This is a genomic window from Grimontia hollisae CIP 101886, from assembly GCF_000176515.1.
Taxonomy (GTDB): Bacteria; Pseudomonadota; Gammaproteobacteria; order Enterobacterales; family Vibrionaceae; genus Enterovibrio; species Enterovibrio hollisae.
In genome coordinates, this window is the sequence record NZ_ADAQ01000013.1 from 268194 (window position 1) to 282597 (window position 14404).

Below are 14404 nucleotides of genomic sequence, written 5' to 3' on the forward strand. Positions count from 1 at the left end.
TTTATCAGTTAAACATCAGGAAATGACTTATGCCTTCTTTTGATATCGTCTCGGAGATTGATACTGTTGAGCTGAAAAACGCGGTGGATAACGCCAAGCGCGAGCTTTCCACCCGTTTTGACTTCCGAAACGTCGAAGCAAGCTTCGAACTCAACAAAGAAGTGGTTAAGGTGTCTGCTGAGTCAGATTTTCAGGTTAACCAGATGATGGACATCCTTCGTGGTAATCTGGCAAAACGCGGCGTAGACGCCCGCGCCATGGAACCCAAAGATATTGTTCACTCGGGGAAAACCTTTTTCAGCGACGTTCACTTCAAAAACGGCATTGAAGCCGACGTTGCCAAGAAACTGGTGAAAATGATAAAAGAGGCCAAGATTAAGGTTCAGGCGCAAATTCAAGGTGACAAACTGCGTGTTACCGGCAAAAAGCGTGATGACCTGCAGGCAACCATGCAACTGGTACGTGAAGCAGATCTGGGGCAACCTTTCCAGTTCGACAATTTCCGCGATTAAACCCAGCCTTCACGCACTATGACGTAAAAAGCCAGTGATTGACTCACTGGCTTTTCGTTAACGGATATCGACAACCCTGCTCGCTTTTCTATATTGCACTTTCCAACCACGCCAGACTGGCAACTCCCAGCGTTTAGGCCCTTCTTTCCGCTTGCCCCCAGTATGATGCAAAACCACAATACGCTTCCCTTTTAGGTATTCAACAGCAAGCTGTAATTCAGGCAGTTGGAGTTCTAATGGATATTTACCGGCAAAATCATCAAATTCCCAGGACGGAATGCCCTCAAAGTTCAGATCATCACGGTCAATCAATGCAAGATCGTCCGCTGACTCCACGCCGAGCGCCAATAATTTTTGCTCAACCCAACGCTGCGGCTCAACAGGCGGTTCAGGCTCCGGCGCCTCAAGATACTGATAAAGGTTCCAGAACGCGATGTCTCTTTTCAGGCGCTCACCGCACCCTTCCAGCCAAACGCCATCCAGTATCTGGCTGGCCAGCGCCCGTATCAGGCTTTCACCTTGTGCCGCCTGATGTGTTTCACTGATCACTCTGCCTGCATATATACGCTGAACCCGATCAAGCACCTGTCCATTGATATCGACAGACTCTGCGACAATCTCTTCGCCGACCCCGGCCTCTGCCAGCCAATCGAAAGGCACAGGCGCCATACAGGTCGCATAAGAGGTTGTTTGTTTTACGCCACGCCCTGCTAAATGAAATTGGTCAAACACAATAGCAGCCTGTGGCTCTGCGGGAAAATCACTGTCACGGCTGAGCATCACTTCACTGACACCATTCCCAAAGGCTTGCTGGCGCTTTTCCCGCCTGACGTACGCCAGTTCCGGTGCAACAACCAGCACATTTTTTAGTAAAGTCTCTCTGTTGAAGCGGCTTGCAACCTCCCATTGAGGCAACGACAGTGCTTCCCTGATGGATGCAGACAAACGCCGGGCCTCTTCCAATGCAATGGGGTCAACATCAATAATATCTGCTGGCTGCTCACCACGAAGTACCGCAATAGAGGTGACAACGTCACACAAAGCTGGATTCCAGGCTTTATAATCATCAAGAGTTAGCTCGCCGCTTCTGCGTCTCCATACCGTCATCGGGGTTTGCAGCACGGCGGCCAAATCCACCATCGCTTCTTTGTCCGCTTTCTTTTCCATGTCCGATATCAGGTGGGCAAACAAACTGTCTATCGGTAGCGGATAAAGGCGCTTTCCGTGGTCGGTGACCTGACCATCACCATCTATCGCGCCCATCGCCACCAAACGTGTTGTCGCCACCTGCAATGACTTTTCCGGTAATGCAGACAGGAAACTCAGCGCGTCAAGCCTGAAACCACAGCAAGCCGCCGCCAACATAGTCTCGGTCAAATCTTCCCGCTCTAATTCTGGCGGAGTAAAGGTTTCCAGCGGCGCATGTTCCCCATACAACCTTTCACAGAAACCGGCAGCGATACGACCTGCCCGGCCAGCTCGTTGTTTAGCGCTGGCTTTGGAAATGGCATGCAAGGCCAGTGCTGTACGGCCATTACGTTGGTGAGTGCGGCGCTCCATGCCACTGTCAATCACAGTCACAATGCCGGGAATGGTCAACGATGTTTCCGCCACGTTGGTAGCAAGGACAATGCGCGGGTTGTCAGATGGGCACAATGCACGGTGGCGATCCGTGTCCGATACAGAGGCATGAAGTGGGATAACGTCTGCATCCAGGCATTTCAACACCGCTTGGCACTGGCTGATTTCTTTTTTGCCCGGCAGAAACACCAATACATCCCCTCCACGTTCAAGCGCCTTTGCCACCAAGGGTTTGATACGGGATTCCAAGCCTTTACCAGAAGGCATATGCTGGCTATCAAGTGCATGATGACTGATAGTGACACCGTAAGTCTTAGCGTCAGCAGACAGGATTTCAGCCATAAAATAGTCCGCGAGCTTTCGGCTATCCAGCGTCGCCGACGTGATGATTAACCGGTGTGCATCATGCTTTAAAAGCAGTGCAGCCAGCAGATCAGTCTCTGCGCGACGCTCGTGGAACTCATCTATCATCACCACATCAAACTGGGCAAGTTTGTCTTCACTGAACCAGCGAAGCACCACGCCCGGCGTAGCAAAGACGATGCGGGAGTCCTCAGAAAACCGGTAATCAAACTTAATGGCATACCCCACTTGATCCCCGATGTCCGTGCCCAGCGTCTCTGCGACAAACCCTGCGAGTGATGTACATGCCACACGGCGGGGTTCAACCACCAACACTCGCCCATACGTTGACGCCCATACGGGCAAACGGGTCGACTTCCCCGTACCGGTATCTGACTGAACAATCAGGTTGGAATGACCCAGAATACGCTCAACATCGTGCTGGAGGGTGTCAATAGGAAGGGAAAGTGTCAGAGGATTGACCATGTGCGCAATAGAATTCTTTTATTTTTGCCAAATCGTAGGATTCTACCCTATTTCATGGATGTGTGGAGTGAATGTGTCGATTTCTACCCTTGGGATTTGCGATAGTTCACCGTTTCATGCTTGGCGACTCGTTTATAAGAAAATCCACTTGAAAACCGCGGGATAAGGACACTACACTTCATCACCTACTACTTTAGTACTATTTATATTCTGAAAGAATAGAGTTATCTCTCCATGAATAATCAAAAACGTCCTCTCTATATCCCTTACGCTGGCCCTGCATTGCTTGAAACACCTCTTCTGAATAAAGGCAGCGCATTTTCCGTTGAAGAACGTATGTTTTTTAATTTAGAGGGTCTGCTTCCTGAAGCGATTGAATCGATTGAAGAACAGGCAGAACGTGCCTACAAACAGTATCAGCGCTTTGAAAATGATATGGATAAACATATCTATCTGCGCAACATCCAAGATACTAACGAGACTCTCTTCTACCGCCTTGTGACTAACCACATCACAGAGATGATGCCTATTATCTATACCCCTACTGTGGGTGCGGCATGTGAAAACTTTTCTGAAATTTACCGTCGTGGCCGTGGTTTGTTCATCTCTTATCCAAACCGCTACCGTATCGACGATATGCTGAACAATGCCTCCCGTCACAATGTCAAAGTGATCGTGGTTACCGATGGCGAACGCATTCTGGGTCTTGGTGACCAAGGTATCGGCGGCATGGGTATTCCCATTGGTAAACTGGCTCTGTACACCGCGTGTGGCGGTATCAGCCCGGCCTATACCCTGCCAATCGTTCTGGATGTAGGTACCAACAACCCACAACGCCTGTCAGACCCAATGTACATGGGCTGGCGCCATACCCGCATTACGGGACAAGAATACGATGACTTTATCGAAGAGTTCATTCAGGCCGTACAGCGCCGCTGGCCAGATGCACTGATCCAGTTTGAAGACTTTGCACAGAAAAACGCAATGCCGATTCTTGAGCGCTACAAAAACCGCGTATGCTGCTTCAATGATGACATCCAGGGCACCGCAGCTGTCACCGTTGGCTCCCTGATTGCTGCATGTAAAGCGGCAGGCACCAAGCTTTCTGAGCAGCGTATTACCTTCCTGGGTGCAGGCTCAGCGGGTTGTGGTATTGCAGAAGCCATTATTGCCCAGATGGTCTCTGAAGGCATTTCTGACAAGCAGGCGCGTGAGCGCGTCTTCATGGTTGACCGCTGGGGCCTGTTACTTGATTCCATGCCAAACCTGCTCGATTTCCAACAAAAACTGGTTCAGAAGTCATCTGCTATCAAGAAATGGGAACTTCAAGACCACAACGTCTCCTTGTTAGACGTTGTGAAAAACGCGAAACCAACCGTATTGATTGGCGTTTCCGGTGCACCGGGCCTGTTTAGCGAAGAAGTGATTAAAGCAATGCATGCAAACTGCAAGCGTCCAATCGTCTTCCCACTGTCAAACCCAACCAGCCGTGTCGAAGCGACGCCATCAGATATCCTGCGTTGGACAAACGGTGAAGCATTGGTTGCAACCGGTAGCCCATTTGATCCAGTTGTACTGGATGAAGGCCGAACCTTCCCTATCGCCCAGTGTAACAACAGCTATATCTTCCCGGGGATTGGCTTGGGTGTACTTGCAGTAGAAGCCAAGCGCGTCACCGATGAAATGCTGATGGAATCCAGCCGTGCACTGTCTGAGTGTTCACCACTGGCGAAATATGGTCGCGGCCCACTGCTGCCGGCGCTTGAAGAGATTCACACTGTATCTCGCCACATTGCACTGGCTGTTGCCAAGAAAGCGATTGAGCAAGGCGTCGCACTCGAACTGGCAGAAGATGCCCTGCAAGAGCGTATTGATGCGACATTCTGGCAACCGAAATATCGCCAATACAAGCGCACATCCTTCTAATTTGATTCCCTGAAACACCCTTTGCCACACCCAAACAGCCTGAAAATACAGGCCGTTTGGGTGTATTGCTATATTGCGGAGGTTGTTTTTGTTATTTCCCCTGTTATGGTTTAACCTGCTGTTTCTCCCCTTGGTATTAGTTTCCACCTATAGTGATGTCATTGCGTAAAGCATTTTTTGTTATCATGACTTTTGTTGTTGCTTCCTTCATTGTGGTAGCAGCCATGGATGTCTGGGTCAGTTTCCAAGCCAAAGACCGCATTTTCACCCGTGTCGATGACACGCCCACCCGGCATATTGGCCTGGTTCTTGGCACCAGCAAATATATCGGTAAAACCCTCAATCCCTACTACACCCACAGAATTGATGCTGCCCAGGATCTTTATCTAAACAAGAAGGTCGATGTGCTGCTGTTAAGTGGGGATAATGCCCACCGCTCCTACAACGAGCCATGGACAATGAAGCGTGACATGCTTAAAGCGGGTATTCCTGATGAAAAGATTTTTCTTGATTATGCTGGGTTCAGAACCCTAGATTCCATCATCCGCGCCAAAAAGGTGTTTGATGCGGATGAGTTTACTCTGGTCACCCAGGCTTTTCATTGCGAACGCGCACTGTTCATTGCAGATTTTTACGACATTGATGCGATATGTCTTGCCGTTCCCAGCCCCGGAGGAATGGCCGGTGTCAAGATCCGTGCCCGGGAGGCACTCGCCCGTGTCAAAGCCGTGTTAGACATTTATGTGCTTAAAGAACAACCCAAGTTCCTCGGCCCCAAAGAGAGCATTCCCACAGAAACACTCTCAGGCAAATAAACTGCCCCACTCACTTTTCCTGTGACCGATGAATGGATGGGTGGAATCCTACCCATTCCCAAAACATTGCCTCTCAGTTTTAAACATCCGTACAGCATCTTGTAAAACCTGTGGCATTGGCCTCTCCTTCACACTTTTCCTTTGGGCGATAATGCGCAGCACAGAGCATAGTTCGCTCGATAATGAGAACGAGACAAAATCGTTCCAACCTGGAAATAAAAATTGCCCTATAAAATAATAAAGAAGGAAGCTTAAATGACGGCATTAACCCTTGCTTTCAAAGATTGGCTGTTAAATAGAAACAGCATTATTCTCCTGGCAGACGTTGCTCTCTTTTTCATTTTGATGAATGTCTTACCGTTTGACGAAAACGTGGTGATTGGCCTCAGCATGCTGGTGTTTATCGCTGTGCTATGGCTGACCGAAGCATTGCACGTTAGTGTCACAGCCATTATGGTACCTTTGATGGCCGTGGGTTTAGGTGTATTCAAAACCCCTGAAGCGATGGCCAACTTCGCCAACCCCATCATTTTCCTGTTTTTGGGAGGCTTTGCACTCGCGGCCGCATTACATGTCCAAAAACTAGACCAAGCCATTGCAGATAAAGTGCTGGTATTGGCTAAGGGACGCATGAGCGTCGCCGTGCTTATGTTGTTCGGTGTGACCGCCGCGCTTTCAATGTGGATTTCAAACACAGCAACCACCGCAATGATGTTGCCATTGGTTTTAGGTGTATTAAGTAAAGTAAATGCCAAATCTGAGCACGGTACGTTTGTGTTCGTTCTATTGGGTATCGCTTATTGCGCAAGTATCGGTGGTATCGCCACGATTGTTGGTAGCCCACCAAACGCCATCGCAGCCGCAGAAGTTAATCTGAACTTCGTTGAATGGATGAAGCTTGGTCTACCAATTACCCTGACCCTGTTACCAATCACTATCGGCCTGCTTTACCTACTGACCAAACCCAACCTGAACCATACGTTTGAGCTTAACCACCAACCTATCGAGTGGACTCACGGCCGTCGTCTGACTCTGGCGATTTTCCTGTTCACAGCCACATGCTGGATCTTCAGTAAACCCATCAACCAAATGCTGGGAGGATTAAGTAAATTTGATTCTCTGGTCGCCCTGACGGCGATCGTATTGCTTGGCATCACCCGCGTTGTGAAGTGGAAAGATATTGAAAAAACCACTGACTGGGGTGTATTGCTGTTGTTCGGTGGTGGCTTGACGCTCAGCAATGTACTGAAAGCAACCGGTACCAGTGTTTTCCTGGCAGAATCATTGAGCGGCTTTTTATCCAGTACTGGCGCTTTCTTTACCCTCATCGCCATTGTCACTTTCGTTGTCTTCCTGACCGAATTTGCAAGTAACACTGCAAGTGCTGCGCTACTGGTACCCGTATTTGCAACTGTTGCTGAAGCATTAGGCATTTCACCGGTAGTTCTGTCTGCACTGATTGCTGTTGCTGCATCCTGTGCATTTATGTTGCCTGTCGCAACACCGCCTAACGCTATCGTTTTCGGCTCAGGTCATATCAAACAATCTGAAATGATGCGGGCAGGTAGTTACCTGAACGTGATTTCGGTTATCGTCCTGTCGATCTTTGCCTGGTTGTTCTGGTAACAAAGCCAACACATCAACCTCTCCGAGCAATGATAAAGTGGCCAGCGGGCCACTTTTTGTTGTATGTCACTCCCCAACCTGCACGGTTTGTTTGAACACCTATACAGGGGTAAACTGCTGTGACGGTTAAAAATAAAAGAGAAAATCATGCCATTTGCAGAAATTACCGGCTGGGGAAAATGTTTACCTCAGGCCGAATTGACCAACAACGACCTCAGCACTTTTATCGACACCTCAGATGAGTGGATTTCAACCCGCACCGGGATCAGCAGCCGTCGTATCAGCCATGTCAATACATCAGACATGGCCATTGTTGCCGGCAAGCACGCGCTTGCTACAGCAGGTATTGAAGGTAAAGATTTAGATCTGATTATCGTTGCGACCTGTTCACCAGATACCCTTATCCCAAACATCGCCTCTAAGGTTAAGTTAGACCTCGGTGCCAAGAAAGCAGCGGCATTCGACCTTAATGCCGCCTGTACCGGTTTTCTTTACGCGTTGGAAACCGCAACCCGCATGATTCAGGCGGGCAATTACCAGCACGCTCTGGTGATTGGTGCTGAGCGTTTGACCTGGTATCTCGACTGGAGTAAACGTGATACGGCGGTGCTGTTTGGAGACGGTGCCGGCGCGGTTATCCTCAGCAGAACCGAACAAGAAGTCGGCTTACTGGACGCGCAACTGGGCTGTGATGCTGAGGGACGTGATGTGCTCGCCATTCCGGCGTTTGGTACAGCGATGTCACGATTTGAGCAGGACAATGGTTACTTTGACTTTAACTTTGTTGGCCGCGAAATCTTTAAACGCGCAGTAAAAGGCATGGGATCTGCCGCAGGCACCGTACTTTCACGTGCCGAGATGACGGCAGAAGACATCAACCTCGTGATTCCCCATCAAGCGAACAAACGTATTATTGAAGCACTGTGTGAGCATGCCAAAATTCCGCTGGATAAAGCATTTATCAATATTCATAAATACGGCAACACCTCGGCAGCAACAATCCCAATTGCACTTTGTGAAGCTGTGGAGGAAGGCAGGGTTGCACCAAACAGCACATTATTAATGGCCGCTTTCGGCGCTGGTTTAACTTGGGGAGCGGGTCTGCTGCGCTGGGGAAAACGGGTAACGCCAATCAGTACCTCTGATGCTTCCCTCCCTGAACCGAAAACCCATGCCCTTGGTTTATTGGAAGATGCTATCGCGCTTTGTCAATCCCACGCAGAGAGATAATCCATGCCCCAGACGAAAGAAGCAGCCAATCCGCTGCTTCTTTTTTGCATCATTTCAATGAACCTATCGATGAATGTTCAGGAAAGCCGCACCACGGACACCACCTGAATCACCGTGTTTAGCTTTAATGATTTTAGGCACGTTCGCTACTGACAGAAGATATTTCGGCACACGTTTTGGCATTTCATCGTAAATATAGTCAAAGTTAGATAGCCCGCCGCCTAAAACAACAACATCCGGATCAATACCGGTGAACAAGCCAGCAAAAACCATAGCCAGCATTTCTATGTATTTATCGACGAACTCGGACGCCTTGGACTCACCCGCATTAAACGCATGAATAATATCGATGGCTTTTTTCTCTTCACCATAGAAGTGAGTGTAAAGCATCTCAAAACCACGGCCAGAGAGATAATTATCAATGCACCCTTTCTTATCACAGCCACAATCAAAAATCGGCGCATTCTCTCCCAGATATAGCCATGCATCGATTGGCATACGCATATGACCCAATTCACCGGCTACGTTGTTTTTGCCTGACAACACTTTGCCATCAACAATCAGACCGCCCCCAAACCCCGTCCCCAGAATAAGGCCGAGCACCATTTTCTCACCCTGCAATTCTTCGTCCCATGCCTCGGAGAGCGCAAAGCAGTTTGCATCATTATTCAGCGCAACGGTTCGGCCAATCTTTGCCTGCAAATCCTCTCGTAATTTACGGCCTTTCGCAGCCGGTACATTCACCGTCAATACCGTTCCATCTTCAGCTTTTTCAATACCTGGAATACCGATGCCGACTGTACCTTCACAACCAAACTGTTGGTCATACTTCATCACTAGCGCAGCGAGGGTATCAATCAACTGTTCATAATCGTCACCTGGTGTAGGCACACGTTCAGTTGCCAAACGTGTCAGCTTATTGTCAAAAGCACCAAACTCGATTTTTGTTCCACCCACATCGAAGCCGTAATACATTCTTTACTCCATAACCTGTCTTTAATTCGCCAAATAGATAACATTATCCCCGTTTCAGCAAATTTCGGATGTGATTAGAACCCAAATAACTTTTCCACGCTTTACTGCTCCCAACCATTTCTGCAATGCTCATCACAACTTTGATTGATTTATCAAAGTCCTATAATGCTCAAGGGCGCCAGGCACAGGTAATTGACGCTGTTTTTTGCCAGCAAGGTAGTGCTCACGGAAGACATCAAACCATGCATCCAAACATTTGCTGGCAAATTGCTCACCGTTCAGGGCTAATACTTTCGCCGCAACTTCCGCCGTTGCAAGCTGACTTTCTCCTGCCGCTTCGCGGACGTGATAACGTGAACGTTCACTGGTTTTTATGCTAAGTACGGGGATTGAGTCCATCCAGGGACTTTTACGGAAAATTTTCTTTGCCTCTTGCCAGGTACCGTCTATCAAAATAAACAACGGCCTTTTCCCTTCAGTCACTTCTGGGAAAAACCTGACCCTTTCAGGTATCGCATACTGTTCTGGAAAAACAATAAAAGGTTGCCATTGAGGGTCATTGACTAACGACAGCATTTCTTCATTGGGCTCTGTCCGGGACCAGATGTATGCGTAGGTATCTTCAACGCAATCGGCAATCAAGCGTCCTGTGTTACTGGGTTTTAATACTTCATCGTCATACATCACTAATAGGAAAGCAGCATTTGTAGACAATGTTTTCTTTTCATTACAAATACAAAGACGTTTGACAACCATACAACGCGCACAACGATCAACTTTCGCCCCACGGGCCAGAAACGGACGTGTAGAACGTGCTAAGCGTTCATCATAGAGATGGTGAACAGAATGAGACTTCATGCAATGCGCCTTAATGTGAACTGAAAACGATCAGGCGCATTGTAATCTTGGGGTTACCTGGCGCAACTGTTTGTTGGAGTATCAGGCAGCCTAGGCATCTTCAGACATCACGGCATCAAACAGGTTTTTAACCAGTCCAATAAACTCTTCCAGAATACCAATTTGCGCATATGTCGGCTTTTGGCGCCAAACGGAGCTCAGGATCTCTCCAAGATCCGCGACAATTTTGTCCGCTTCACGCATCACCTCAAAACGCAGAGCCTGTGGCATTTTCTTATTTTGATCGCAAATTGCCATTATCTCACTGGAAACCAATTCATGTACCAGATCGTCAATGGTTTCGGATCCCACCTTTTCTCCAGGCTCTGAAAACTGCTCAAGATTATCAATAAAGTACTCAATCAGCGCCGCATATCCATCTGAGTCAACGACCATTTGCACCTCCAGTGCTTTACCCCACAATTGCAATATTATTGCGATAAAATCTCAATTATTACGAATAATGTCACTTATTTGATCATTATGTCTCTTAATTGAGATATGAAAGGCTACAGTATAATTTCTCTTGTTTATGGTAGCCCAATTCGAGGCATACCTGTTTATTTTCATTGTTGCCCGTTAATTTTAACCATCTGTTTCAAAAAGATTTGCAGCGCTTCCAGGAGAAGCGTGAAGCGGTCGTGCACAACCAGGGCTTATCATGTGCACAGATTTATATAAAGGAAGATTGATGTCAGACGAACGGAACCAAAGCACTCACCCGTTCCCGTTTTCTAAAAGTATCGTGGGTAACGTTGGGTTGATCATGGCAATGATGACACTGTGTGCCATGATCCTGGCAGTATCCACTTACGTGATGCACGATACCGCTAACACAGATACCCAAAATACCAGTCGCCTTGAAATTCCCAGCGCCCTGCTGTCTGTTTCAATGCTCCGTTATGCCGGGGAAATGAACCGCAGTATGCTTAGCTATGCACTGGGAGAAAGTACATCGCTGGAAAGCTATTACAGAAACAAAAAACAGTTTGAAATATCCCTGAACGAACTTAAAAAAATTCATGGGGAAAACGCCCTTCATCTCAAAAACATCACAGGCATCTATCAGGACTTTTCAGGCAAGATCGAAAACAATGTGATTGGCAGATATGACCCTGGCAGCGAAAAGTGGGCATTAAATGAGAAACGCATTATTTCATCCTCTATGTTGGGCGAACTATACGCTGCCATCGCTTGGCTCGACGCCAGCGACAATGACTCAGGAAGGCTCTCATCACAAGACTTCCAGCATTACGTCTGGCTGATAAAGGATGAAGTTGATGACATCACGTCTGCATTGTTTTTTTATCTTAGCGGCGAATTGATGCAGCGTAAGCGTTTCGAGGCCAACAAAACGTTCTTTAGGCAACACATCGACTACTTGCGTAAAAATACTGATAATCCAACCCTCATTCGCCAACTCGATACAATTGAACACCTTGGCACTGTCATGTTTGAACGCATCAAACAGGTGTTTAACCAATATGACCCACGCAGAAAGCTGGATGCCATTACATCGCTTAAGTCGATAAACATTAATGAATATAAAGCCCTTGATACCGCATTGACAGAATTTTCCCGTGAGACCAGCTTTAGCGCGGCGAATTCCATGACCAATCTACGCCACGTTCTGAAAAACAATCAGATTTCGTTCTTTTCTTTGTTCGCGATGATGGCCTTGGTCAGTGTTATCGTTACCGTTTATATCAACAAACGAGTTACCCAGCCTATTGCCCGTCTTGCAGAGGCCATGAGAAATCTTGCAGACGGTAACCCAGAAATCCCTATTCTGTATAAAGATCGTACTGATGAAGTCGGCCAAATTTCTCATGCACTGAGCTCATTTCGAGACCATATCATTTCCCGTAACCAAGCGAGAGAGCAATTGCTTTACCAAAAAGAACTGGCCGAGTCAGCATCGAAAGCCAAGGCCCAGTTTCTGGCAGCGATGAGCCATGAAATCCGCACGCCAATGAACGGTGTGATCGGCATGATTGATATTCTTTTGCGCTCCAAACTCGATATGTCTCAAATGAGCATCGCCAACACGGTTAGAGAATCTGCGTTGTCTTTACTGTCTATTATTAATGACATACTCGATTTTTCCCGTATTGAGGCTGGTAAAATGCGCATCGATAACGTCACACTCTCTCTTCGACAGATTGCAGAGCAGGTGATGGATAACCTGGCAACGGAAGCGGTGGAGAAAAATGTCTCGTTGACACTGTTTGTGTCACCTGATGTCCCCAGCTCACTTTGCGGTGATCCAACGCGAATTAAACAAATCCTCTTCAATATTATCGGTAACGGCATTAAGTTTTCAGGCGGCCAGTCGCATCGCGGTGAGGTGCAAGTATGGATCACTGCTGATATCGCAAAAGACGGCAACGCAAAAATTTCAATCGAGATCCGGGATAATGGTATTGGCATTAGCCAAGACAAACTGGAATCAATTTTCAGACCATTTATGCAAGCTGAATACTCAACGACCCGACGTTATGGAGGCTCCGGTCTCGGCCTTGCCATCAGTCGTAATATTGCGTCACTGATGGGTGGCACCATTACAGCAAACAGTGAAGAAGGTATAGGTTCAACCTTTACAGTCAACCTTCACTTGCGGGTGCCTGAAGAAAATAGTGCCCCGGACGCATGTAATATCGATCTACTACGCCAATCTGCCAACACCTTGCGCCACATCATCTGCTTGAATACCCTGGAAAATGGAGCATTAAAAGTCAGTATCAACAACTATCTGCAAGCGATGAATATCGCCTCAGAAAGCGTTGCGATTGATACGCTTCATCGATTTGCATTTGAACGGGACGATATCAAATATGTGATCCTTTGCCGTAGCTACCACCAAGCCAAGCAGCTGATGCCCGCCGTTCTTCCCCGCTCCGCAGATATCCGCTTCCTTGAATTAGACATGAGCTTGCCTGTGCGCCGTTACGGCGGCATTGATGTTTTCGCGGTTTTCTCTTCGCCACTCAAGCTATCAAGCCTGTTGAGTGGCCTCAGGATATGTGTAGGACTTGAAAGCCCCGACTACCCAGCGCTGGATACCCGCGCGAAGGACGCATTCATCGAGCGCGTTGGTGAAAACCAAGGGGTCATTCTGGTGGCGGAAGACAATATCACCAATCAAGCGGTAATTGAAAAGCAGCTCACCTATCTTGGCTACAACGTCGTAATGACTGCCGACGGATTAGATGCTCTCAGAGCGTATCGCAAGCAACCTTTCACTCTGGTTATTACTGACTGCCACATGCCCAATATGGATGGCTATGAACTGACCCGGGCAATACGGGAAGTGCAAAAGGAGCGCTCTGAGTTCGTGCCAATTGTGGCATTAACCGCCAATGCCCTTGTTGGCGAGGCGGAGCGGTGTATAGAAATCGGCATGAACGACTTTATCGCCAAACCCGTAGAGATTGATGTTATCCAGAAAATGCTGTCCAAATGGTGCTCGCAAAGCAAGCCTTATTGCGAACCCAGGTTTGAGCAAAACCCACCATCCCAAGAGCCCTCTCCCAGAGACAATAAGGCAATTCTGAATACAGAACAAACCCCCTCCCCGTCTGTTGAACTGGACCCTGATGTGTTGAAGAAGCTGTTTTGGGATGACACAGAAACCTATGCTGAAATACTGGGCGAGTTTATCAAACATTGTGAACCCGAATTGAAAAGTCTGGCCGCCATCAAAGCCCCTTTTGAATTCAACGACGTTAAAACGCTATCCCATAAACTTAAGACCTCCTCACGGAGCATAGGCGCACGTGAACTCTCCGATCTTTGCATGCAGATAGAACAATGTGCCGCCAACAAGAATGAAAACACACTGGCTCTTATCGATGAGTTAGGCCCTTTACTTCAGGCAACACTTGCCGCAGTGCATCGTAAGCATACTGATTTATTACAATCACTTGGCACGGGCTCCACTGACAAGTAAAGCATGACGAGAATTCAGCAGAGTGCGGTTTTTAGTGCCACACTTGTAAAGATTAATTCAACATC

10 protein-coding genes are annotated in these 14404 nt (G+C 47.8%); 6 read left to right on the forward strand and 4 right to left on the reverse strand.

The annotated features are described in order from the left end of the window. Positions 1-29 precede the first annotated feature (29 nt). Positions 30-512 carry a YajQ family cyclic di-GMP-binding protein gene (locus VHA_RS14195; protein WP_005505467.1) on the forward strand — a complete coding sequence of 161 codons (483 nt, stop codon included), beginning with the start codon at positions 30-32 and terminating at the stop codon, positions 510-512. Between the two features lie 57 nt (positions 513-569). Here the strand turns inward: VHA_RS14195 and VHA_RS14200 are convergent, their stop codons facing one another. After that, on the reverse strand, positions 570-2921 hold the full coding sequence (locus tag VHA_RS14200) for a helicase-related protein (RefSeq protein WP_005505469.1): 2352 nt from the start codon (positions 2919-2921) through the stop codon (positions 570-572). A gap of 234 nt (positions 2922-3155) precedes the next feature. Between VHA_RS14200 and VHA_RS14205 the strand changes: the two genes are divergently transcribed. The 4 genes from VHA_RS14205 to VHA_RS14220 all read left to right on the forward strand — a co-directional run bounded on the left by VHA_RS14205 (position 3156) and on the right by VHA_RS14220 (position 8518). Beyond that, complete coding sequence (locus VHA_RS14205; RefSeq protein WP_005505471.1) at positions 3156-4847, forward strand: NAD-dependent malic enzyme; 1692 nt, start codon at positions 3156-3158, stop codon at positions 4845-4847. A gap of 155 nt (positions 4848-5002) precedes the next feature. Continuing rightward, positions 5003-5662, forward strand: coding sequence for a SanA/YdcF family protein (locus VHA_RS14210; protein ID WP_005505473.1), 660 nt, complete (start codon positions 5003-5005; stop codon positions 5660-5662). A gap of 255 nt (positions 5663-5917) precedes the next feature. Next, the gene (locus VHA_RS14215; RefSeq protein WP_005505474.1) at positions 5918-7288 is read left to right on the forward strand and encodes an SLC13 family permease; all 1371 of its coding nucleotides are present in this window, start codon (positions 5918-5920) and stop codon (positions 7286-7288) included. Between the two features lie 147 nt (positions 7289-7435). Next, the gene (locus tag VHA_RS14220) at positions 7436-8518 is read left to right on the forward strand and encodes a ketoacyl-ACP synthase III (RefSeq protein ID WP_005505475.1); all 1083 of its coding nucleotides are present in this window, start codon (positions 7436-7438) and stop codon (positions 8516-8518) included. A 63-nt stretch (positions 8519-8581) separates the two neighbouring features. Here the strand turns inward: VHA_RS14220 and nagK are convergent, their stop codons facing one another. The 3 genes from nagK to VHA_RS14235 form a co-directional block, all read right to left on the reverse strand. Next, positions 8582-9493 (reverse strand): N-acetylglucosamine kinase, encoded by a 912-nt coding sequence (gene nagK, locus VHA_RS14225; protein ID WP_005505476.1) that lies wholly within the window; start codon positions 9491-9493, stop codon positions 8582-8584. Between the two features lie 132 nt (positions 9494-9625). Then, the gene (locus tag VHA_RS14230) at positions 9626-10351 is read right to left on the reverse strand and encodes a tRNA-uridine aminocarboxypropyltransferase (protein WP_005505477.1); all 726 of its coding nucleotides are present in this window, start codon (positions 10349-10351) and stop codon (positions 9626-9628) included. Between the two features lie 90 nt (positions 10352-10441). Next, a complete protein-coding gene (locus tag VHA_RS14235) occupies positions 10442-10786 on the reverse strand; it encodes a DUF3802 family protein (RefSeq protein WP_005505478.1) in 345 nt (114 codons plus the stop codon). Between the two features lie 295 nt (positions 10787-11081). Here VHA_RS14235 and VHA_RS14240 point away from each other — a divergent pair, with 295 nt between their 5' ends. Continuing rightward, entirely contained in the window at positions 11082-14339 is a 3258-nt protein-coding gene (locus VHA_RS14240) for a hybrid sensor histidine kinase/response regulator (protein ID WP_005505479.1), read from the forward strand. Positions 14340-14404: the final 65 nt, after the last annotated feature.